The 19,458-nt window shown below is 73.6% G+C and carries 19 protein-coding genes and 2 tRNA genes; 9 read left to right on the forward strand and 12 right to left on the reverse strand.

Annotation, left to right across the window (positions count from 1 at the left end):
- Positions 1–9: 9 nt before the first annotated feature.
- The 6 genes from ACFY7H_RS28295 to ACFY7H_RS28320 form a co-directional block, all read right to left on the reverse strand.
- Positions 10–1,035: a phosphotransferase family protein gene (locus ACFY7H_RS28295; protein ID WP_388943516.1), complete on the reverse strand. Its 1,026-nt coding sequence runs from the start codon at positions 1,033–1,035 to the stop codon at positions 10–12.
- A gap of 132 nt (positions 1,036–1,167) precedes the next feature.
- Positions 1,168–2,079 (reverse strand): MBL fold metallo-hydrolase, encoded by a 912-nt coding sequence (locus ACFY7H_RS28300; RefSeq protein WP_388943519.1) that lies wholly within the window; start codon positions 2,077–2,079, stop codon positions 1,168–1,170.
- A gap of 106 nt (positions 2,080–2,185) precedes the next feature.
- Positions 2,186–2,482, reverse strand: coding sequence for a hypothetical protein (locus ACFY7H_RS28305; protein WP_388943521.1), 297 nt, complete (start codon positions 2,480–2,482; stop codon positions 2,186–2,188).
- Between the two features lie 101 nt (positions 2,483–2,583).
- Entirely contained in the window at positions 2,584–2,904 is a 321-nt protein-coding gene (locus ACFY7H_RS28310) for a DUF202 domain-containing protein (protein WP_388943523.1), read from the reverse strand.
- Positions 2,901–3,299: a YidH family protein gene (locus ACFY7H_RS28315; protein WP_388943526.1), complete on the reverse strand. Its 399-nt coding sequence runs from the start codon at positions 3,297–3,299 to the stop codon at positions 2,901–2,903. Before ACFY7H_RS28315 ends, ACFY7H_RS28310 begins: the two co-directional genes overlap by 4 nt.
- A 20-nt stretch (positions 3,300–3,319) precedes the next feature.
- Positions 3,320–3,862 (reverse strand): NUDIX domain-containing protein, encoded by a 543-nt coding sequence (locus ACFY7H_RS28320; protein WP_388943528.1) that lies wholly within the window; start codon positions 3,860–3,862, stop codon positions 3,320–3,322.
- 87 nt (positions 3,863–3,949) lie between these two features.
- On the opposite strand from ACFY7H_RS28320, the gene ACFY7H_RS28325 reads away from it, so the two are divergent.
- A complete protein-coding gene (locus ACFY7H_RS28325) occupies positions 3,950–5,605 on the forward strand; it encodes an FAD-binding dehydrogenase (RefSeq protein WP_388943531.1) in 1,656 nt (551 codons plus the stop codon).
- Positions 5,606–5,636: 31 nt separating this feature from the next.
- Here ACFY7H_RS28325 and ACFY7H_RS28330 read toward each other — a convergent pair whose 3' ends face one another.
- Positions 5,637–6,050 carry an ASCH domain-containing protein gene (locus tag ACFY7H_RS28330; protein ID WP_388943533.1) on the reverse strand — a complete coding sequence of 138 codons (414 nt, stop codon included), beginning with the start codon at positions 6,048–6,050 and terminating at the stop codon, positions 5,637–5,639.
- 279 nt (positions 6,051–6,329) lie between these two features.
- Between ACFY7H_RS28330 and ACFY7H_RS28335 the strand changes: the two genes are divergently transcribed.
- The 3 genes from ACFY7H_RS28335 to ACFY7H_RS28345 all read left to right on the forward strand — a co-directional run bounded on the left by ACFY7H_RS28335 (position 6,330) and on the right by ACFY7H_RS28345 (position 10,520).
- Positions 6,330–7,280: a hypothetical protein gene (locus ACFY7H_RS28335; RefSeq protein ID WP_388943536.1), complete on the forward strand. Its 951-nt coding sequence runs from the start codon at positions 6,330–6,332 to the stop codon at positions 7,278–7,280.
- Positions 7,281–7,311: 31 nt separating this feature from the next.
- A complete protein-coding gene (locus ACFY7H_RS28340) occupies positions 7,312–8,862 on the forward strand; it encodes an APC family permease (RefSeq protein ID WP_388943539.1) in 1,551 nt (516 codons plus the stop codon).
- Between the two features lie 218 nt (positions 8,863–9,080).
- Positions 9,081–10,520, forward strand: a complete 1,440-nt coding sequence (locus ACFY7H_RS28345; protein WP_388943541.1) for an amino acid permease — start codon at positions 9,081–9,083, stop codon at positions 10,518–10,520.
- 132 nt (positions 10,521–10,652) lie between these two features.
- Here the strand turns inward: ACFY7H_RS28345 and ACFY7H_RS28350 are convergent.
- A tRNA-Leu gene (locus tag ACFY7H_RS28350) sits at positions 10,653–10,737 on the reverse strand.
- A gap of 171 nt (positions 10,738–10,908) precedes the next feature.
- Positions 10,909–10,993: transfer RNA gene (locus tag ACFY7H_RS28355), tRNA-Leu, on the reverse strand.
- 168 nt (positions 10,994–11,161) lie between these two features.
- Between ACFY7H_RS28355 and ACFY7H_RS28360 the strand changes: the two genes are divergently transcribed.
- The 3 genes from ACFY7H_RS28360 (at position 11,162) to ACFY7H_RS28370 (ending at position 13,801) form a co-directional block, all read left to right on the forward strand.
- On the forward strand, positions 11,162–12,487 hold the full coding sequence (locus ACFY7H_RS28360; protein WP_388943544.1) for a M20/M25/M40 family metallo-hydrolase: 1,326 nt from the start codon (positions 11,162–11,164) through the stop codon (positions 12,485–12,487).
- 156 nt (positions 12,488–12,643) lie between these two features.
- Positions 12,644–12,877: a chaplin gene (locus tag ACFY7H_RS28365; protein ID WP_388943546.1), complete on the forward strand. Its 234-nt coding sequence runs from the start codon at positions 12,644–12,646 to the stop codon at positions 12,875–12,877.
- A gap of 192 nt (positions 12,878–13,069) precedes the next feature.
- Positions 13,070–13,801 (forward strand): chaplin, encoded by a 732-nt coding sequence (locus ACFY7H_RS28370; protein WP_388943611.1) that lies wholly within the window; start codon positions 13,070–13,072, stop codon positions 13,799–13,801.
- A gap of 39 nt (positions 13,802–13,840) precedes the next feature.
- Here ACFY7H_RS28370 and ACFY7H_RS28375 read toward each other — a convergent pair whose 3' ends face one another.
- A complete protein-coding gene (locus ACFY7H_RS28375) occupies positions 13,841–14,029 on the reverse strand; it encodes a DUF5703 family protein (RefSeq protein ID WP_388943548.1) in 189 nt (62 codons plus the stop codon).
- A 47-nt stretch (positions 14,030–14,076) separates the two neighbouring features.
- Between ACFY7H_RS28375 and ACFY7H_RS28380 the strand changes: the two genes are divergently transcribed.
- The gene (locus ACFY7H_RS28380; protein ID WP_388943551.1) at positions 14,077–14,787 is read left to right on the forward strand and encodes a hypothetical protein; all 711 of its coding nucleotides are present in this window, start codon (positions 14,077–14,079) and stop codon (positions 14,785–14,787) included.
- 64 nt (positions 14,788–14,851) lie between these two features.
- Here ACFY7H_RS28380 and ACFY7H_RS28385 read toward each other — a convergent pair whose 3' ends face one another.
- Together ACFY7H_RS28385 and ACFY7H_RS28390 are read right to left on the reverse strand one after the other, a co-directional pair.
- The gene (locus tag ACFY7H_RS28385) at positions 14,852–17,104 is read right to left on the reverse strand and encodes a helix-hairpin-helix domain-containing protein (RefSeq protein ID WP_388943553.1); all 2,253 of its coding nucleotides are present in this window, start codon (positions 17,102–17,104) and stop codon (positions 14,852–14,854) included.
- Positions 17,101–18,084 carry an aldo/keto reductase gene (locus ACFY7H_RS28390; protein ID WP_388943556.1) on the reverse strand — a complete coding sequence of 328 codons (984 nt, stop codon included), beginning with the start codon at positions 18,082–18,084 and terminating at the stop codon, positions 17,101–17,103. Before ACFY7H_RS28390 ends, ACFY7H_RS28385 begins: the two co-directional genes overlap by 4 nt.
- Before the next feature lie 109 nt (positions 18,085–18,193).
- Here ACFY7H_RS28390 and ACFY7H_RS28395 point away from each other — a divergent pair, with 109 nt between their 5' ends.
- Complete coding sequence (locus ACFY7H_RS28395; protein WP_388943559.1) at positions 18,194–19,243, forward strand: LLM class F420-dependent oxidoreductase; 1,050 nt, start codon at positions 18,194–18,196, stop codon at positions 19,241–19,243.
- Positions 19,244–19,458: the final 215 nt, after the last annotated feature.

A 19,458-nucleotide genomic window follows, 5' to 3' on the forward strand; every position in this document is an offset into this window, starting at 1 on the left:
CTCGGCTCCTCAGCCTTCCTGAAGGGTGGTCAGTCCGTGTGCGATGAAGACCGGGACCAGCTCGCCGATCCGGTCGAAGCCCGCGCCGACCGTCTGCCCGAGCGTGTACCGGTAGTGGATGCCCTCGAGGATCACCGCGAGCTTGAACCAGGCGAAGGCCGTGTACCAGGCGATCGCCCCGGTGTCGCGCCCCGAGCGGGCGGCGTACCGCTCGACCAGCTCGGCGGGCGCCGGATGGCCGGGCGCCCCGCTCGTCGTGCTGACCGGGGACTCGGCCAGGCCCAGGTCGGAGCTGTACATCACCAGCAGGCCGAGGTCCGTCAGCGGGTCGCCCAGGGTGGACATCTCCCAGTCCAGGACCGCCCGGATCGTGTCGTCCGGACCGCCGATCAGGACGTTGTCCAGCCGGAAGTCCCCGTGCACCACGGTCGGGGCGGGGGAGCGGGGCAGCGACCGCCCCAGGGCCCCGTGCAGTTCGTCGATCCGGGGCAGCTCCCTGCCCCGGGAGGCCGCGAGCTGCTTGCCCCAGCGGCGCAGCTGCCGGTCGAGGAAGCCCTCGGGCCGGCCGAAGTCGCCCAGGCCCACCGCCCCCGGGTCCACCGCGTGCAGCTCGACCAGGGTGTCCACCAGCCCCAGGACCGCCCGCCGGGTGCGCTCGGGACCGATCCCCGCGAGCTGCCCGGCGGTCCGGTACGGGACCCCGTCCACGTACTCCATGACGTAGAACGGCGCCCCCAACACCTCCTCGTCCTCGCACAGCAGCAGCGGCCCCGGCACCGGTACGGCCGTCCCGTGCAGGGCGGAGATCACCCGGTGCTCGCGCCGCATGTCGTGCGCGGTGGCCAGGACGTGCCCCAGCGGAGGCCGCCGCACCACCCAGCGGGCCGCACCGTCGGTCACCTCGTACGTCAGGTTCGACCGGCCGCCCTCGATCAGCCGGCCGCTCAGCGGCCCCGCCGTGAGCCCGGGCAGCGCGGCCTCCAGGTGGCCGCGCAGCCGTCGCAGATCGAGGCCTCGGGGATCGGCTGGGGTCATGGGGCGCGCCTCCGTACGGGTCGACGACGGGGTTCTCGGTCCGAGGCCATCATGCCGACCAGTCGGTATGCCGTCCATAGGGTGGCCGGAAGAACTCCCTCCCGGCCCGCCGCCCTCACGTCGCCGGCGAGGTCACGCGTGGCACCGGATGGGCGTTCCGCCGTTCATCACCGTCATGTCCCGCAGCACCGCCATGATGTCCAGCGGCGCCCCCTCCGGCTCCCCGGCCAGCTCCGCGTACGCCCGGTGCAGGTTCGCCACCAGCCGCTCGCTCTCCCGCCAGGCCGCGAACTCGCCCAGGTCGGCCCCGCGCGCCACCTCCAGCGGGGTGAGCCCCTTCTCCCGTCCGTCCCGGGCCAGTTCGGCCACGTAGCGCAGGTAGCGCGCGGTCGCGTCGTACGCCGAGGCGTCGGTCAGCGGCCCGTGTCCGGGTACGACGGTCTCCGCGCCCAGCGTGCGCAGCAGCTCCAGCGCCCGCAGCGAGCCGGTGAGGGAGCCCATCGCGAGGAACGGGGTGCCCCCGGCGAAGACCAGGTCCCCGGTGAACACCACCCGCTGCCGGGGCAGCCACACGACCGAGTCCCCGGTGGTGTGGGCCACGCCCGGATGGATGACCCGGACCTCGGTGTCCCCGACGTACAGGGTCAGCCGGTCGCTGTACGTGAGGTCGGGCGCGGTGATCCGTATCGCGCCGAAGTCGGTCGCGGGCCAGATCAGCTCCAGCTGGTGTCCGGCGGCGAGCTGCTCAGCGCGCGCGTTGTCGTGCCCGACGATCAGGGCGCCGGGGGTGAAGGCGGCGTTGCCGTAGGTGTGGTCGCCGTGGTGGTGGGTGTTGACGACCGTCCGGGGCCGCGGGACCCCGGCCGCCGCGACGGCCGCGCGCAGGGCCAGCGCCCGCCGCTCGGTGGCGGCGGTGTCGACGAGCAGGGTGCTCCCGCCGTCGCTGATCCAGCCGGCGTTGTTCAGGCACCAGCCCCCGTCGGGCTGGACGTAGGCGTACACCCCGGCCGCGGGCTGGACGACGTACGGCTCTTCGACGGTCATGGACGTTCTCCCCGGGTCGCTGTGACAGGCGGTCGGCATCCTGTCAGCCGGGATCGGGGCCGGACGGAGCGGGGGCGGTCGGCGCGGGCCGCCCTCCGCCGGTGCGTCAGTGGTCGTCGTAGTGGCCGTCGTGCGCGGCGTGCCGGTGCCCGTCGTGCAGGTAGTCCAGGTGGTCGCCGTGCGGGACCGCGTCGTGCCCGCAGGCCTCGCCGTGCTCGTGGGCGTGCCCCTCGTGCGGGGCGTGCCCGGACGGCTCGCATTCGTCCCAGTGCCCGGAGTGCTGCCGGTGCAGGTGGCCGTCGTGCGCGTAGTCGAGGTGGTCGCCGTGCTCGACCGCGGTGTGCCCGCAGCCGGGGCCGTGCTCGTGGATGTGCGTGGGGTGTTCGTGGTGCAGGGTCGTCATGGCGCAGAGGCTAGTCCTGTACGACCCGGATCACCCGTTATGCCCCCGGGTGTCATCGTGGCGCGGCACTGTCCTGACTGTCGGACCATCGGACGAGCGGCTCAGACGATGAGCGCCATCGCGAACACCGCCAGGCCCACGGAACACAGCACCGCCCCCAGCGCCACCCGGGGAGCGAGCCCCGGCGGCCGGGCCCCGGCCAGCTCCCGCACCCGCCGGTGCGCCACGGCCAGGAAGGCGACCCAGATCAGCGCGATCACCGCCGCCGCGGCCACCTCCGTCCGCGAACCGGTGCCGTGCAGGGCCTGCCGCACCGCCAGCACGGCCGTGACCGAGCAGGCCAGCGTCGTACGCCGCCACGCGAGCCGCGTCCGCTCCGGCTGGAGCCCCGCGTCGCGCGGGGCCGCACCGAGAACGCTCACCGCCCGTCCGTCCAGCCCAGCAGCACGACCAGGACCATCACCCCGGCCACCAGCCCCACCCCCAGGCCCAGCATCACGGGAAACCGCGACACCGGCAGGTCCTCGCCCCGCCGCATGGCCCGCTCGCACCGCATCCAGTGGTTCACCGCCCGCAGCGCGCACGCCGCCCCCACCGCCAGCAGCGCGAAGGCCATCCCCACCCGCACGCCCCACCGCAGGTCCGGCAGGAACTGGTCCACCGCGAACCCGCCGCCCACCAGCGCCAGCGCGGTCCGGATCCAAGCGAGGAAGGTCCGCTCGTTGGCGAGCGAGAAGCGGTAGTCCGGGGTATCGCCCTCGTCCCGCAGCCGCTGCGGTGCGAACCAGAGCCGCACGTCCTTGACGAAGTCGATCACGTGGCCAATTTACGTCCCCGTCACGAACCTGGCGCGCCCTGGGTCCCGCCCTCCTCCCGGAACGCCCGCAGCCGCCGGTACGCCTCCAGCCCGTCCGGCACCCACGCCCACTCCCCGCCGGCGATCCTGCGGTCCAGTTCCTCCCGCGGCAGCCAGGCGTACCAGTCCACCTCGGAGGCCTGCGGAGCCACCGGCAGGGTGCACCGCACCTCGTGCACGTACGACCACCAGCCCCCGCCCGGCCCCTCGTACAGGAACTTGAACAGCGGCTCCGGACGCGGCAGCCCGCTCACCCCCAGCTCCTCCCGGGCCTCCCGCAGGGCCGCCTCCGCGTACTCCTCCCCGGCGCCCAGCACCCCGCCCACGAACATGTCGTAGTGCGAGGGGAAGACGAGCTTCGAGGCGGTCCGGCGGTGCACGAACACCTGCCCCCGCGCGTCCGTGGCCAGGACGAACACGCACCGGTGGAGCAGTCCCCGGCCGTACACCTCGCCCCGGGGCGCCTGCCCCACGACCCTGTCGTCCCGGTCCACCACGTCCAGTACCTCGTCAGCGGGATCCATGGATCCATCCAACCACCGCTGTTGACTGGTTACCGCTCCGTAGCAAAGGATCTGCCCCACCACCGAGCGACCGGAGGACCGGCAGGCATGACGTACGACGCTGACGTGATCGTGATCGGAGCGGGCCTCGCGGGTCTCGTGGCCACCGCCGAGCTCGTCGACGCGGGCCGCAGGGTGATCCTCCTCGACCAGGAGCCCGAGCAGTCGATCGGCGGGCAGGCGCACTGGTCCTTCGGCGGTCTGTTCTTCGTGGACTCCCCCGAGCAGCGCCGGATGCGCATCAAGGACAGCCGCGAGCTCGCCCTCCAGGACTGGCTCGGTACCGCCGGGTTCGACCGGGAGGAGGACGCCTGGCCGCGCCGCTGGGCCGAGGCGTACGTGGACTTCGCGGCCGGCGAGAAGCGCTCCTGGCTGCACTCCCGGGGGGTGCGCTTCTTCCCGGTGGTCGGCTGGGCCGAACGCGGCGGCTACGACGCCAACGGCCACGGCAACTCCGTGCCCCGCTTCCACATCACCTGGGGCACCGGCCCCGGTCTGCTGGAGCCCTTCGTGCGGCGGGTCCGCGCGGGGGCCGCCCGCGGGCTGGTCCGGTTCGCCTTCCGCCACCGGGTCACCGGGCTGTCGGCCACGGCCGGCGCCGTGGACACCGTCACCGGCGAGGTCCTGGCACCCTCGGACGCCGTACGGGGCACCGCCAGCGGCCGCGAGACCGCCGGCGCGTTCAGCCTGCGGGCCCAGGCGGTGATCGTGACCAGCGGCGGCATCGGCGGCAACCACGACCTCGTGCGCGCGCAGTGGCCCGAGCGCCTCGGCACCCCGCCCGCACGGATGCTCTCCGGTGTCCCCGCGCACGTGGACGGCCTGATGCTGGGCGTGGCAGAGGCCGCCGGGGCCAGCCACATCAACAAGGACCGGATGTGGCACTACACCGAGGGCATCGAGAACTGGGACCCCGTCTGGGCCCGGCACGGCATCCGCATCCTGCCCGGCCCCTCCTCCCTGTGGCTGGACGCCACGGGCAAGCGGCTGCCCGTACCGCTCTTCCCGGGCTTCGACACCCTCGGCACCCTCGACCACATCATGCGCACCGGCCACGACCACACCTGGTTCGTGCTCAACCAGCGCATCATCGGCAAGGAGTTCGGCCTCTCCGGCTCCGAGCAGAACCCCGATCTGACGGGGAAGTCCGTGCGCGACGTGATCAACCGGGCCCGCCAGGCGGTGCCCGGACCGGTCAAGGCATTCATGGACCGCGGCGCGGACTTCATCGTGGAGCGGGACCTGTCGGCGATGGTCCGCCGGATGAACGAGCTCACCGAGGAGGACCTGCTCGACGAGGCCACCGTCCGGCGCGAGATCACCGCCCGCGACCGGGAGATCGCCAACCCCTTCACCAAGGACCTCCAGGTGACGGCCATCCACGGGGCGCGCAGGTACCTCGGCGACCGGCTGATCCGCACCGCCGCCCCCCACCGCATCCTGGACCCCGCGGCGGGCCCGCTGATCGCCGTCCGGCTCTCGATCCTCACCCGCAAGTCCCTCGGCGGCCTGGAGACCGACCTGTCCTCCCGCGTCCTGACCCCCTCCGGGGAGCCGCTGCCCGGCGTCTACGCGGCCGGCGAGGCCGCCGGCTTCGGCGGCGGGGGCGTCCACGGCTACCGCGCCCTGGAGGGCACCTTCCTGGGCGGGTGCGTCTTCTCGGGCCGTGCCGCGGGCCGCGCGGCCGCGCGCGCCGTCGGCTGACCCGGGGCCGCGCGGACGCCGGGGCACCGCGTCACAGGAGGCGGAAGCGTTCGGTCACGACCAGGGTGTCGTCGTCCACCGCGAAGCCCGGGTCGCCCATCTCCGCCCGCACCTGCTCGCCGTGCCAGAACCGCTCGTGCGCGGAGCGCCATTCGGCCACCGAGGTGAAGCCCTCGCCCTCGTCCACCGCGTGCCGCAGGCCGACCTCGGCCAGCCGCAGCACCCGTACGTCCGTCACCTCCAGGGCGGCCAGCGGCCGCTCCGCGGAGTCCACCAGCGCCAGGCGTTCCCCCGGCCGGGGCAGCGGCTCGCCCGCGGCCTCGTACTGCCCCATCAGGCCCGTTGTCGTGGTCTTCGCGCCGCTCAGCACGGCGGCCACGAGCCGGTCGCGCTGTTCGCCGGGGAAGCCCAGCTGGAAGGGGGGAAGATCGTCGAAGTTCGTCATGCGCCCCACCCTACGGACGGTCGTCGCAGGTCACGCCCGGATTCCGAACCGTCCGCCGCGTCCCAACCCGCCCCTTTTGCGCACCAGTTGAAACGCGCCACCCAGTGGACCGGACCTTGACTCGGAGCTGTGCCTACCGGTTTGCTGTGCGTGATCATCCGGATTGACCACCGGCATGATCGAGCCGCCCCGCCGGCGTCCCATGCGCACCACCCATACCCCGTGCGTGCACCCGTGTACGCAGTCCACCCGCGCCCGCGTCCTGGAGGGAAACCGCGGATGTCCCCGCCTCCGCCGCCCCTCGGCCGCGCCCGCAAGCGGGACGCCCAGCTCTTCGACCCGGCGCTGTGCGATTCCGAACTCGTGGGCGTCCGCAGTCAGTTCACCCAGGGCCGCTGGGCCAAGGCCCGTACCCTCCTCGTCGCCACCGGCGACGACTGGGACCGCCGCGGCCACCGCCTCGTCGTCCTCGCCCAGACCCCGGCCGCCACCGCCTGGGCCGGCGAGTGGCTGCTCGCCGAACCCGACAGCGCCGACGCCGCCACCCTCCTCGCCTGCGCCTCCGTGTTCACCGCCCTGCGCGGCAAGAGCAGCCCCGAGGCCGCCGACGAGGCCTGCCGCCGCGCCGCCGCACTGCTCCCCGCCGACCCCACCCCCTGGCTCGGCCTCCTCATGCTCGCCCGCGCCTTCGGCACCGAAGAGGAGTTCAGCCGCCACTTCGACCAGGTCCGGGCCCGCCACCGCGAGCACCACCACGCCCACCACCTCATGGTCGCCAAGCTCGCCGAACGCACCCCCGCCGCCGGCCTCGACCCGCTCCACGAGGTGTACGACTTCGCCGCCTGGGCCGCCGAGGAGTCCCCGGCCGACTCCCCGCTCGCCGTGCTGCCCGTGATCGCCCACGCCGAGCGCTTCCGCGTCCTCGCCGCCGCCCGGGGCGGCGCCGCCGGCGAGGCGGCCGCCGAGCACTGGACCGGCCGCCGGGCCCGCCAGGTACTGCGCTCCGCCTTCGACTGGTGGCTGGAGTGGGAACGCGAGGACCACCCCCGCAACCGGGTCGACCTCAACTTCCTCGCCCACGCCAAGCTCTGCGAGGGCCGCCCCGCGGAGGCGGCCGCCCTCTTCCACCGCATCGGCAGCCACGCCACCCGCGCCCCCTGGTCCTACCCGGACCGTGATCCGCAGAAGGCCTTCCTCGCCGCGCGCAGTGCCGCGCTCGGCACCGCCTGACCAGCCAGTCCACCCCCGAAAGGACCCTGCCATGCCGACGGGCAGATCCACCACGCTCGCAGCCGACTCCGCGGCCGAGATCCGCACGTACAAGGGCCAGGACCGCGCCCTGCGTGCCGACCGGCTCGGCACGGCCGGACTGCTGCTCTCCGTCCTCGCCGCCAGCGCGCCCCTGATGGTCGTCGCAGGTGTCATGCCCACGATCTTCGGGGTCATGGGCATCGTCGGCCAGCCGCTGCTCTTCGTCATCCTCGGCGTCGTCCTCGCCCTGTTCGGCGTCGGGTACGCCGAGATGAGCCGCCACGTCCACAACGCCGGCGCCTTCTACGCCTACATCGCCCGCGGCCTCGGGCCCACCGCCGGCGCCGCCGCCTCCCTCGTCGCCCTCGTCGCCTACAGCGCCATGCAGGTCGGCGTCTACGGCATCCTCGGCTTCGAGATATCCGGCCTCTTCGCCACCTACCTCGACACCCAGGTCGCCTGGTGGATCCCGGCCCTGCTCGCGGTCGCCGCCACCGGCGCGCTCGGCTGGCTCAAGATCGACCTCAACGCCAGGGTGCTCGGCGTCCTGCTCCTCATCGAGTGCGCCCTCGTCGTGGTCTTCGACGTCGCCGCCCTCGGTAAGCCCGGCCCCGAGGGCCTCTCCCTGCAGGCCTTCGACCCGGCCGCCCTCGGCGGAGCGGGCCTCGGCACCGCGCTGTGCTTCTGCATCGCCGCCTTCGTCGGCTTCGAGCAGTCCCCGGTGTACGCCGAGGAGACCAGCAATCCGCACGTCGTGGTCTCCCGCGTGATGTTCCTCGCCATCGGCTTCGCCGCCGTCTTCTTCGCCCTCAGCGCCTGGGCCCTCACGGTGGCCGCCGGTCCCACCGGGATCGTCAAGGCCTCCGCCGAGGCCGGTCCCGGCCTGCTCTTCGAGCTCACCGGCAGCCGCCTCGGCGGCGCCTTCACCGACGTCCTGCACGTGCTCTTCGTGACCGGCATGTTCGCGGCCATGCTCAGCTTCCACAACGTCGTCGCCCGCTACGCCTTCGCGATGGGCCGCGAGGGCCTGCTGCCCGCCCGCTTCGGGCGCACCAACCCGGGCACGGGCGCTCCCGCCACCGGCTCCCTCCTGCAGACCGTCGTCGCCGCCGTGGTCGTCCTCCTCTTCGCCGTCACGGACTCCATGCCCGCCGGCGACCCGACCGCGCCCGTCCTGCACCTGTTCACCTGGATGGGCAGCGTCGGCGCCCTCGGCGTGACCGTCCTGATGGCGGCGGCCTCCTTCGCCGTCATCGCCTTCTTCGTCCGCCGGGGCACTGCCGGCGCCCAGGTCTGGCGGCTGGTCGCCGCGGGCCTGGCCGGCCTCGCCCTGGCCGGCATCGCGCTCTACACCGTCAAGGACTTCGCCCTCCTGGTCGGCGCCGAGCAGGGCTCCGCGCTCAGCTGGGCCCTGCCCGCGGTCATCGCCGTCGCCGCCCTGGGCGGACTGGTCCACGGGCTGCTGCTGAAGTCCCGCCGCCCCGAGGTCCACGCCCGGATCGGCCTGGGGAACGAGGCCTTCCGCCTCGATCAGGCCGCGGAGGCCGCACCCGGCGCCTGAGGGCCCCCGCCTCGCATTCGTACCCCTGGGCAGCCCCCGGAGACCGTTTCCATGGTTCCCGGGGGCTCACGGGCGCACGAGGCCGATTTTGGCGGGGGGCCGAAGCTCATGGTCTCCTGGGTCGACAAATCACCGGAACCGCTGCACGGGGGATACCACCCAGCTCCCCCGCACACGGCCCGGCCTTCCTGTCCGACCCCACGAAGGCGACCTTCCGCATGAGCGATCGCACCTTGACCGAGCCCCCCGCCAAGGCGTCCCCACGCCCTGTCGACGCCGGTGACGAGGGCTACAGCAAGGACCTCAAGTCCCGCCACATCAACATGATCGCCATCGGCGGCGCGATAGGCACCGGCCTCTTCCTCGGCGCCGGAGGCCGCCTCGCCGGCGCGGGCCCCTCCCTGGCCATCGCGTACGCGGTGTGCGGTGTCTTCGCCTTCTTCGTGGTCCGGGCGCTCGGCGAGCTCGTCCTCTACCGCCCCTCCTCCGGCGCGTTCGTCTCGTACGCGCGCGAGTTCATGGGGGAGAAGGGCGCCTACACGGCCGGCTGGCTGTACTTCCTCAACTGGTCCACGACCACTGTGGCCGACATCACCGCCGCCGCGACCTACGCCCACTTCTGGTCGATGTTCACCGACGTCCCCCAGTGGGTGCTCGCCTTCATCGCCCTGGCCGTCGTCCTCACCGCGAACCTGATCTCGGTGAAGTACTTCGGCGAGATGGAGTTCTGGTTCTCCCTGGTCAAGGTCGCCGCCCTGGTGATCTTCCTGATCGTCGGCATCTACCTCGTCGCCACCAGCCACGACATCGGCGGCACCACCCCGGGCCTGGCGAACATCACCGACAACGGCGGCCTCTTCCCCTCGGGCGTCCTGCCGATGCTCCTGGTGGTCCAGGGCGTGGTCTTCGCGTACGCCTCCGTCGAGCTGTGCGGCGTCGCCGCCGGTGAGACCGAGAACCCCGAGAAGATCATGCCGAAGGCGATCAACTCGATCATGTGGCGCGTGGGCATCTTCTACGTCGGCTCCGTGGTCCTGCTGGCCCTGCTGCTCCCGTACACCGCGTACTCGGCCGACCAGAGCCCCTTCGTCACCGTCTTCGACAAGCTCGGCGTCCCCGGCGCCGCCGGCGTCATGAACCTGGTCGTCCTGACCGCCGCCCTGTCCAGCCTGAACTCCGGCCTCTACTCCACCGGCCGGATCCTGCGCTCGATGGCCATGTCCGGCTCCGCCCCCAAGTTCACCGGCGTCATGAACAAGGGCAAGGTCCCCTACGGCGGCGTGCTCTTCACCGCCGCCTTCGGCGTCGCCGGCGTGGGCCTGAACTACTGGATGCCCGGCGAGGCCTTCGAGATCGTCCTCAACCTCGCCTCCATTGGCATCCTCGGCACCTGGGCCATGGTCATGATCTGTTCGCTCTTCTTCTGGCACCGCTCGAAGAACGGCCTGGTCGAGCGCCCGTCCTACCGCCTCCCCTGGGCCCCCTACACCCAGATCGTGACCCTGGTCTTCCTGGCCGCGGTCCTGGTCCTGATGTGGAGCGACGGAGGCGTCGGCCGCACCACGGTCATGTTCCTCCCGGCCATCGCCGCCGCCCTCGTCGGCGGCTGGTTCCTGGTCCGCCGCCGCGTGGCGGAGCTCGCCGCCGCCAACGACTGACCCCCACGGCGTACGAGAGGCCCCCGGGCCGGGATCAGGGATCCCGGCCCGGGGGCCTCTTCCGTGCTGCCGGTTTCCGGCCACGCAGGGGGAACGAAGAAGGACCCCGCCGCAGCGGGGTCCTTCCGTGTGTGTCCGAGGGGGGACTTGAACCCCCACGCCCGATAAAGGGCACTAGCACCTCAAGCTAGCGCGTCTGCCATTCCGCCACCCGGACCGGGTGTGCGCCGTACGTTCCTCGCGGCCGTTGCGACGTGGAAAACATTACCAAACATTCCGGGGTGGCTCGTCCCCGGCCTCCCGCGCCCTCCGTCCTCCCGGCACGCCGGTTTCCGGCCACGCAGGGGGAACGAAGAAGGACCCCGCCGCAGCGGGGTCCTTCCGTGTGTGTCCGAGGGGGGACTTGAACCCCCACGCCCGATAAAGGGCACTAGCACCTCAAGCTAGCGCGTCTGCCATTCCGCCACCCGGACCGGGTGTGCGCCGCACGTCCCTCACGGGCCGGTGCGACGTGGAAAACACTACCAAACGGCTGGGGGTCCTCGATCACACCCCCGGTGGGCGGGGAACGCCCTTGGGCGGACGGGCCCGGGGCGGGAGGATGGGGGCGGCATCCGGTACTGATCAGTGGGAGGAACAGCGTGAGCGCATCGGGCGCGGGCAAGGCCGTCTCCGGACAGGACGAGGTCGTCGACCTCTGCCGGGACCTCATCCGGATCGACACGAGCAACTACGGGGACCATTCGGGCCCCGGTGAGCGCAAGGCGGCCGAGTGGGTCGCCGAGAAGCTGGCCGAGGTCGGGCTGGAGCCGCAGATCTTCGAGTCGCACAAGGGGCGCGCGTCGACCGTGGCCCGGATCGAGGGCGAGGACCCCTCGCGGCCGGCCCTGCTGATCCACGGGCACACCGACGTGGTCCCGGCCAACGCGGCCGACTGGACCTACGACCCGTTCTCGGGCGAGATCGCCGACGGCTGCGTGTGGGGCCGCGGGGCGGTCGACATGAAGGACATGGACGCGATGACGCTGGCCGTCGTACGCGACCGCATGCGCAGCGGGCGCAAGCCGCCCCGCGACATCGTGCTGGCCTTCCTGGCGGACGAGGAGGCGGGCGGCACGTACGGGGCCCGGCACCTCGTCGACAAGCACCCCGGCCTCTTCGAGGGCGTCACCGAGGCCATCGGCGAGGTCGGCGGCTTCTCCTTCACCGTGAACGAGAACCTGCGGCTGTACCTCGTGGAGACGGCCCAGAAGGGCATGCACTGGATGCGGCTCACGGTCGAGGGCACGGCGGGCCACGGCTCCATGACCAACAACGACAACGCGATCACGGAGCTGTGCGAGGCCGTCGGACGCCTCGGCCGCCACCAGTGGCCGGTGCGGGTCACGAAGACCGTCCGGCACTTCCTCGACGAACTCTCGGACGCGCTCGGAACCCCGCTCGATCCCGACGACATGGACGCGACGCTCGCCAAGCTCGGCGGGATCGCCAAGATGGTCGGCGCGACGCTGCGCAACTCCGCCGCCCCGACGATGCTCGGCGCCGGCTACAAGGTCAACGTCATCCCCGGGCAGGCCACGGCGCACGTGGACGGCCGCTTCCTGCCGGGCTACGAGGAAGAGTTCTTCGCCGACCTCGACCGGATCCTCGGCCCGCGCGTGAAGCGCGAGGACGTCCACGGGGACAAGGCCCTGGAGACGGACTTCGACGGGCGGCTCGTGGACGCCATGCAGGGCGCCCTGAAGGCCGAGGACCCGATCGCGCGGGCGGTCCCGTACATGCTGTCCGGCGGGACGGACGCCAAGTCCTTCGACGACCTCGGCATCCGCTGCTTCGGCTTCGCTCCGCTCCAGCTGCCGCCGGAGCTGGACTTCGCCGGCATGTTCCACGGCGTGGACGAGCGGGTCCCGGTGGACGGGCTGAAGTTCGGCGTCCGGGTCCTGGACCGGTTCATCGACAACGCCTGACGGGCGGAGCCCCTGATAACGCCGGAGATTCGGGAAGGTGTGCGGATTCCACTGAGAAGAGTGAATGCGCTCATACGCTCGTAGCCCCGGTGATCCCTCCTCGTTACAGGTGGTGCGGTCCGCGGCTGGGACCGCACTTGCCTACTAGGAGGAACAATGCTCAAGAAGGTTGTCGCCGCTGCGGCTGCCACCGGTGGTCTCGTTCTCGCGGGTGCGGGCGTGGCTGCCGCCGACGCGGGTGCCCAGGCCGCGGCCATCGGCTCCCCCGGTGTCCTGTCCGGCAACGTCGTCCAGGTTCCGGTTCACATCCCGGTGAACGTCTGCGGCAACACCGTGAACATCATCGGCCTGCTGAACCCGGCCTTCGGCAACACCTGCGTCAACGCCTGACGCTTCTGAAGTTCTGGCCCCGGAGTGCATCCAGCGCTCCGGGGCCGCCGGGCTTTTCCGGCCCGGAAGCCCACTTGTACGGCGCGGCAGGCGGGGGAATTTGATGGCCTGCGCGTCGAACGGAACGTACACACCAGGGGACGAGTACAGATGCGACGACCGGTTCAGGTCACGAGGAAGACGTTGATCACGATGGCGGCCGCGGGCGGTGTCCTCGCGTTCGCCGGTGGTCAGGCCCAGGCGGACTCGGGTGCGTCGGGGCACGCCTCGAACTCTCCGGGCCTGCTGTCCGGGAACAACGTGCAGGCGCCGGTGGACGCACCGGTGAACGTGTGCGGCAACACGGTGACGGTGGTGGGGGGACTGAACCCAACCTTCGGGAACCGCTGCGCCAACCAGTCGGGCAAGCCGCAGCACCCGGGCAACCCGGGCCAGCCGGGTAACCCGGGCCAGCCGGGTAATCCCGGTCAGCCGGGGAACCCCGGCAATCCCGGGAACCCCGGCAATCCCGGGAACCCCGGTCAGCCCGGGAACCCCGGCAATCCCGGTCAGCCCGGCAACCCCGGTCAGCCCGGGAACCCCGGCAATCCCGGTCAGCCGGGACACCCCGGCCACCCCGGCCACCCGGGCGGTGGGCACGAGGAGCCGTGCGACGACGACGAGCCCGGCCGGCCGGGGAACCCCGGCACTCCGGGCGGTCATATCCCGGGCAACCCCGGCGGCCAGTCTTCTGGCAATTCCGGCACTCCGGGCGGTCACGCCCCCGGCAACCCCGGCGCCCCGGCCACCCGCCCCGGCCAGGGGACGGAACCCGTCCTCGCCGCCACGGGCGCGGGTGACGCCATGACGGCCGGCGTGCCGCTCGCGGGCGGCCTGCTGCTCGCCGGCGCCGTGCTCTACCGGCGCGCCCGCAACGCCGCCTGACGGCCCCTCACGGCGCGGGCCCCGCTCCCGGGGCCCGCGTCACCAGGTCGCGCGGACCTGGCGGATGATCCGGCGGCGCAACCGCGCGCGGCGGCTGCCGTCCCGGTACAGGGTCAGGCGGTCCAGCTCCCAGTTTCCGTATTCCGCATGATCGGTCAGCAGTCGGGTGGCCTCCTTGCGGGGGGTCCCGCGAGGCACGTACACATCGACGAATTCGTATTCCGGCATCGCATCTATTGTGCGGGCACCGGCCCGCTACGGATAGCGTCTGCACCATGTCTGATGCCGCTCTGCCCACTGTTGCCGAGGTACGCGCCGCCGCCGAGGCGGTCAAGGCCGCTCTCGACCGTCACCTCGCCGCGGTCGAGAGCAGGATCGGGGACGAAGACCCGGCCGTCTACGCCGCCTTCAACGAACTCGCCGCCGCGGCCGAGGAGTACGACGAACTCCTCTACGACCGCTACGACGAGGTCACCCCCTTCGAGATCCCCGCGCCCGAGACCGGTGTCCCGTACACCGGCCCCGCCGAGCCCGCCGCCTTCAGCGTGCTCATCCGCCGCGACTACGCCGTCGTCGAACCGGCCCGGCTGGTCGCCCAGGCCGAACGGGTCGCCGCCCACGACCGTGACGCCGAACTCCTCGACGACGGCGGTACCGCCGGAGCGCTGGGCGTCCTCTTCGGGGAGTACGAGCCCGACGAGATCGCCTCCCGCTACAAGGAGTTCGGTCTGGAGGAGGGCGACTCCACCCTCTGGATCGCCGCCCTGGAGGAGGTCGCGGAACCGGGGGACTGGCTCAACTCCCCCTTCGGATCGACCGATCCGCAGGACGTACTGCACCGCTTCGACGTGAGCTCGGTCTTCGACGAGGATCCCGACGACGCCGACGACGCCGACGACGCCGACGAGGACGACGAGGACGACGAGGACGACGAGGACGTCGCCGACGAGGAGAGCGCCGCCGCGTCCGGGCTCGCCCCGGCCTGAGTCACCGCCGCCCGTGCCCCGTCCGCCCTCCGGCCGGAGGGCGGACGGGGCACGGGCGGGCCCGCTACGGCTGCTCCTCCTGCGCGGCCGTGAGGGCCCGCAGCAGGCCCGTCAGCCGGGTCGTACGCGGCTTCGGCAGCCCCTGCGCCACCGCCCGCGGCAGCGCCTCCTCCACCCCGTGGACCACCGACAGGTGCCGCTCGGCACGCCCGAACGCCGTGTACACCCAGTCCCGGGTCAGGGTCTGCGCCGCGTCCCCGGGCAGTACGACGACCACCGCGGGCCAGCGCGTCCCGACCGCCTGGTGCGCCGTCACCGCCCAGCCGTGCCGGACCTGCGCCTCCACCCGCTCCTGCGGTACGACGACCCGCCCGCCCGGTGTCTCCAGGTGCAGCCCCTGCGCGTCGGCCGACACCACCCGGGCCGGCAGCGCCCGCCCCGGGGAGGGCACGTGGACCACCCGGTCGCCGGGGTCGAAGCCGGCGAACCGGCCGGGGCCGGGGTTCAGCCGCTCCTTGAGGGCCGCGTTCAGTGCCCGGGTCCCGGCGGGACCGCCGTGGCCCGGGGTGATGACCTGCACGGCCTCCGCCGGGATCCCGAAGGCCCGCGGCACCGACTCGGCGACCAGCTGGACGGTGCGGTGCACGGCCTCGCCGGCGTCCCGCACCGGGACGATGACGACCTCCTTGCCGGGGGCGTCGACCCGGTTCAGCTCCCCGATGCCGATGCCCGACACCAGCTCGCCGACCGGGCCCGGGTCCGGGGTGCGCGACACCACCTGCGGGAAGGCGCGGGCCGCCAGCACATCGGCGAACACCCGCCCGGGTCCGGCGGATCCGAGGACCCCCGGGTCCCCGGAGAGCACCAGCCGGGCCCCGTCCGGCACGGACTCCACCAGCGCGGCCGCCGTCTCCACGTCCAGCTGGGGCGCGTCCAGGACGATCAGCAGGTCCAGGTCGAAGCGGCCGTCGGCGTCCCGCCCCGGGCCCTCCGTACCCGCGAGCAGGCCGGCCACCGTGACGGTTCCGGGCGCGGGAGCGTGAGCGGCCAGCACGGCCCGCAGGCCCAACTGCCGGGCGGCCGCGAGCAGGGCCGCCGGCTCGGCGCGGGAGGCCTCCCCGCCGGTGTGGGTGACCAGACCGTGGCCCGCGGCGGCCCGGACCAGCTCGGCGCCGGCGCCGGCCGCCGCCGCCGACCAGTCCGCGGGGCCGCCGAAGGTGCCCGCGAGACGGGCCAGGCCGTCGGCGAGCGCCTCCTCGGCCAGGGCGTACTCCTCCAGGCCCACGAGGATCCTTACGGGCTGCTCCTCGTCCTCACCGGCGGGCGGGCCCAGCGGCTCGTGGAACACCAGCACCGCGCCCTCGCCGATGGCCGCCTCCAGGGTGTCGGCGGGGGCCGGCACCCCGTACTGGGCCAGGGCCTTCTCCAGGACCGGGGCCTCCAAGGCGGTGTGCCCCTTGAGGGCGGCCTGGTCCAGCAGCCAGTTCAGGAGGGCGGCGCCGCGTCGTTCGTCGGCGGGGCCCGCCGCGGGCCCGAGCAGGGCCTGCGCGAAGCCGTCGGCCTGCGTCGGGCGGACCCCGGGGACGGCGAGGAGCCGCCAGGGGTCCTCGGCGAGCTGCTCGGCGGCGCCCTCGCCGAGGGCCTCGGCGGCCTGCCCGGCCAGGGTTTCGGGAGCGCCGCCGCGGGCGAGCACGGCCCCGACGGCGCCGATGTCCCCGGCGGTGGGGGCGGGCGCGGGCGCGGCGGCCGCCGGGCGGGGCCGAGGGGGAGCGGGGGCGGCCTTGCGGGGCGCGGCGGGGGCCTCGTCGAAGTAGACGGGGGCCGCCTGGGCGCCGCTCTCCACGGCCCGTACGGCGGCCAGCAGGTCGGCGGCCTTGCCGCTGAGCTTGCCGCCGGCGTCGACGGGGCCCTCGCGCTCGGCCTTGCGGCGGGCGATGCGCTCGCGTTCGACCTTCTGCGCGGCGAGCTCGGCCTGGGCCTCGGTGAGCTCGGGCGCGGCGGGTGCGGTGGCGTCGGCGTCCTGGCCCGCGGCGGGCTCCGTCGCGAGCTCCGAGGCGGTCCCGGCGGGGTCTTCCACCGCCGCGTCCCCCCCGGCGTCCGCGGGCTCCGCCCCCGGCCCCCCACCCGGCGCGTCGGGCCCGTCCGCGCCCTCCGGCGCGTCCGGCCCCTCGGCGGCCTCCGCGCCCTCCGGCGTTTCGGCGTCCGCCCCGTCCGGTGCGTCCACGGTGTCGGGGGCCCCGTCCCGGGGGTGGGCGGGGGCGGCTTCGTACGGGTCCTCCGCGGCAGCGGGGGTGGCGGGGTCGGGGGCCGTACTCACAGCGTGCTCCAGTCCTGATCCGGGTAGCGGTGCACGGGCGCCGACACGTCGTCCAGCGCCCGGCGGATCTCCTCCGGAAGAGTAAGGGCCTCCACCGACAGTGCCGCCCCCAGCTGCGCCGACGTCCGCGCGCCCACGATGGGGGCGGTGACCCCCGGCCGGTCGCGGATCCAGGCCAGCGCCACCTGGAGCGGGGTGACCGCGAGGCCCTGCGCGGCCGTGACGACGGCGTCCACGATGCGGCCCGCCGCCTCGTCCAGGTACGGCTCCACGAGCGCGGCCAGCGACGGCGACGCGCCCCGGGAGTCGGCCGGGGTCCCGTCGCGGTACTTGCCCGTCAGCACCCCCCGGCCCAGCGGCGAGGAGGGGAGCAGGCCGACGTCCAGGTCCCGGGCCGCCGGCAGCACCTCGCGCTCGACGCCCCGCTGGAGCAGCGAGTACTCCATCTGGGTGGAGGCCAGCCGGGTCCGCGTCCCCGGCGCGGCGAGCTGCCACGTGGCGGCCTTCGCCAGCTGCCAGCCGCTGAAGTTGGACACCCCCGCGTACCGGGCCCGGCCGCTGGCCACGGCCAGGTCCAGCGCCTGGAGGGTCTCCTCGAGCGGGGTCCGCGGATCGAAGGCGTGCACCTGCCACAGGTCCACGTAATCGGTGCCCAGCCGGTCCAGGGAGTCGTCCAGGGCGCTCAGCAGGTGCCCGCGCGAGCCGTCGAACCGCCGGTCGGGGTCGGGGACGCTGCCCGACTTGGTCGCGATGACCAGGTCCCGGCGCGGTACGAGGGAGCCCACCAGCTGCCCGAGGAGGTATTCCGCCTCCCCGTTGCCGTACACGTCGGCCGTGTCGACGAGCGTGCCGCCCGCCTCCCAGAACGTCTTCAACTGCTCGGCGGCGGCTTCCTCGCCGGTGTCACGGCCCCAGGTCAGGGTGCCGAGGCCGATCCGGGAGACGCGCAGTCCGGTGCGGCCGAGATGCCTCTGCTCCATGAGCGCTGAGACTACTGGGGCGCTGACGCGGGGCCGTGGGGCGCGCTACAGTCCCCCGCAGACCCACGTTACTGATCGGTAAACCGGCACCTTCGTAAGGGGACGACACATGCGGCTCGGCATCAATCTCGGCTACTGGGGCGCGGGCATGGACGCCGACAACCTCGCCGTCGCGCAGGAGGCCGACCGCCTCGGCTACGACGTCTGCTGGGCCGCCGAGGCCTACGGCTCCGACGCGGCGACCGTACTGGCCTGGGTGGCCGCCCAGACGGAGCGGATCGACGTCGGCTCGGCCATCTTCCAGATCCCCGCCCGCCAGCCGGCGATGACGGCGATGACCGCCGCCACCCTGGACTCGCTCACCAAGGGCCGCTTCCGCCTCGGCCTCGGCGTGTCCGGCCCGCAGGTCTCCGAGGGCTGGTACGGCGTGAAGTTCGACAAGCCGCTCGCCCGGACCCGCGAGTACGTGGAGATCGTCCGCAAGGCCATGTCCCGCGAACGGCTGAGCCACGACGGCGAGCACTGGACCCTCCCGCTGCCCGGCGGTCCCGGCAAGCCGCTCAAGCTGACCGTGCACCCCGAGCGCCCGCACATCCCGCTCTACATCGCCGCCATCGGGCCGAAGAACCTGGAGCAGACCGGCGAGATCGCCGACGGCGCCCTGCTGATCTTCCCGGCCGCCGAGCACCTGGAGGAGACGGCCCTGCGGCACGTCCGCGCGGGGCGCGAGAAGGCCGGTCTGACGATGGACGGCTTCGACGTCTGCCCGACCGTGCCGCTGGCCCTCGGCGAGGACGTCCACGCCCTCGCCGACGTGTTCCGCCCCTACACCGCCCTGTACGTCGGCGGCATGGGCAGCGCCAAGCAGAACTTCTACAACCAGCTCGCCCAGCGCATGGGCTACGAGAAGGAGGCCGCCGAGATCCAGGCCAAGTACCTGGGCGGCGACAAGGACGGGGCGGCCGCCGCGGTCCCGCACTCGCTGATCGACTCGACCACGCTGCTCGGCTCCGTGGAGCGGATCGCGGACGGGATGCGCGCCTACGCCGAGGCCGGGGTCACCACGCTCACGCTGGCCCCGGCCGGCTTCACCCTCGACGAGCGGATCGCCGCCCTGCGCGCCGGTACCGAGGCTCTGGAGATCGCCGGTCTCGCCTGACGCACGGGCCCCCGGCGCCGCCGGACGGAGCCCGGCGGGCGTGGTGCGGACGGCGGGTGAAGAAGGTCAGCGGCCGTGGTGGGGGCTCGGGGGGTCTTCCCCGCCACGGCCGACACAGCGAACAACGCCGGGCCCGCCCCCGGGGTTACGCCCCGCCGGGGGTCCGTCGGTTTCGTTCATTCGGCCGACTGCGGCGCCCCCTCGGTTGCCCGCCC

The organism is Streptomyces sp. NPDC012794, from assembly GCF_042901085.1.
GTDB lineage: Bacteria > Actinomycetota > Actinomycetes > Streptomycetales > Streptomycetaceae > Streptomyces.

Coding starts and splice junctions, on each gene's coding strand:
- ACFY7H_RS28295 (WP_388943516.1), bottom strand. CDS start 1,035: ATGACCCCAGCCGATCCCCGAGGCCTCGATCTGCGACGGCTGCGCGGC.
- ACFY7H_RS28300 (WP_388943519.1), bottom strand. CDS start 2,079: ATGACCGTCGAAGAGCCGTACGTCGTCCAGCCCGCGGCCGGGGTGTAC.
- ACFY7H_RS28305 (WP_388943521.1), bottom strand. CDS start 2,482: ATGACGACCCTGCACCACGAACACCCCACGCACATCCACGAGCACGGC.
- ACFY7H_RS28320 (WP_388943528.1), bottom strand. CDS start 3,862: ATGGATCCCGCTGACGAGGTACTGGACGTGGTGGACCGGGACGACAGG.
- ACFY7H_RS28325 (WP_388943531.1), top strand. CDS start 3,950: ATGACGTACGACGCTGACGTGATCGTGATCGGAGCGGGCCTCGCGGGT.
- ACFY7H_RS28330 (WP_388943533.1), bottom strand. CDS start 6,050: ATGACGAACTTCGACGATCTTCCCCCCTTCCAGCTGGGCTTCCCCGGC.
- ACFY7H_RS28335 (WP_388943536.1), top strand. CDS start 6,330: ATGTCCCCGCCTCCGCCGCCCCTCGGCCGCGCCCGCAAGCGGGACGCC.
- ACFY7H_RS28340 (WP_388943539.1), top strand. CDS start 7,312: ATGCCGACGGGCAGATCCACCACGCTCGCAGCCGACTCCGCGGCCGAG.
- ACFY7H_RS28345 (WP_388943541.1), top strand. CDS start 9,081: ATGAGCGATCGCACCTTGACCGAGCCCCCCGCCAAGGCGTCCCCACGC.
- ACFY7H_RS28365 (WP_388943546.1), top strand. CDS start 12,644: ATGCTCAAGAAGGTTGTCGCCGCTGCGGCTGCCACCGGTGGTCTCGTT.
- ACFY7H_RS28370 (WP_388943611.1), top strand. CDS start 13,070: ATGGCGGCCGCGGGCGGTGTCCTCGCGTTCGCCGGTGGTCAGGCCCAG.
- ACFY7H_RS28375 (WP_388943548.1), bottom strand. CDS start 14,029: ATGCCGGAATACGAATTCGTCGATGTGTACGTGCCTCGCGGGACCCCC.
- ACFY7H_RS28380 (WP_388943551.1), top strand. CDS start 14,077: ATGTCTGATGCCGCTCTGCCCACTGTTGCCGAGGTACGCGCCGCCGCC.
- ACFY7H_RS28390 (WP_388943556.1), bottom strand. CDS start 18,084: ATGGAGCAGAGGCATCTCGGCCGCACCGGACTGCGCGTCTCCCGGATC.
- ACFY7H_RS28395 (WP_388943559.1), top strand. CDS start 18,194: ATGCGGCTCGGCATCAATCTCGGCTACTGGGGCGCGGGCATGGACGCC.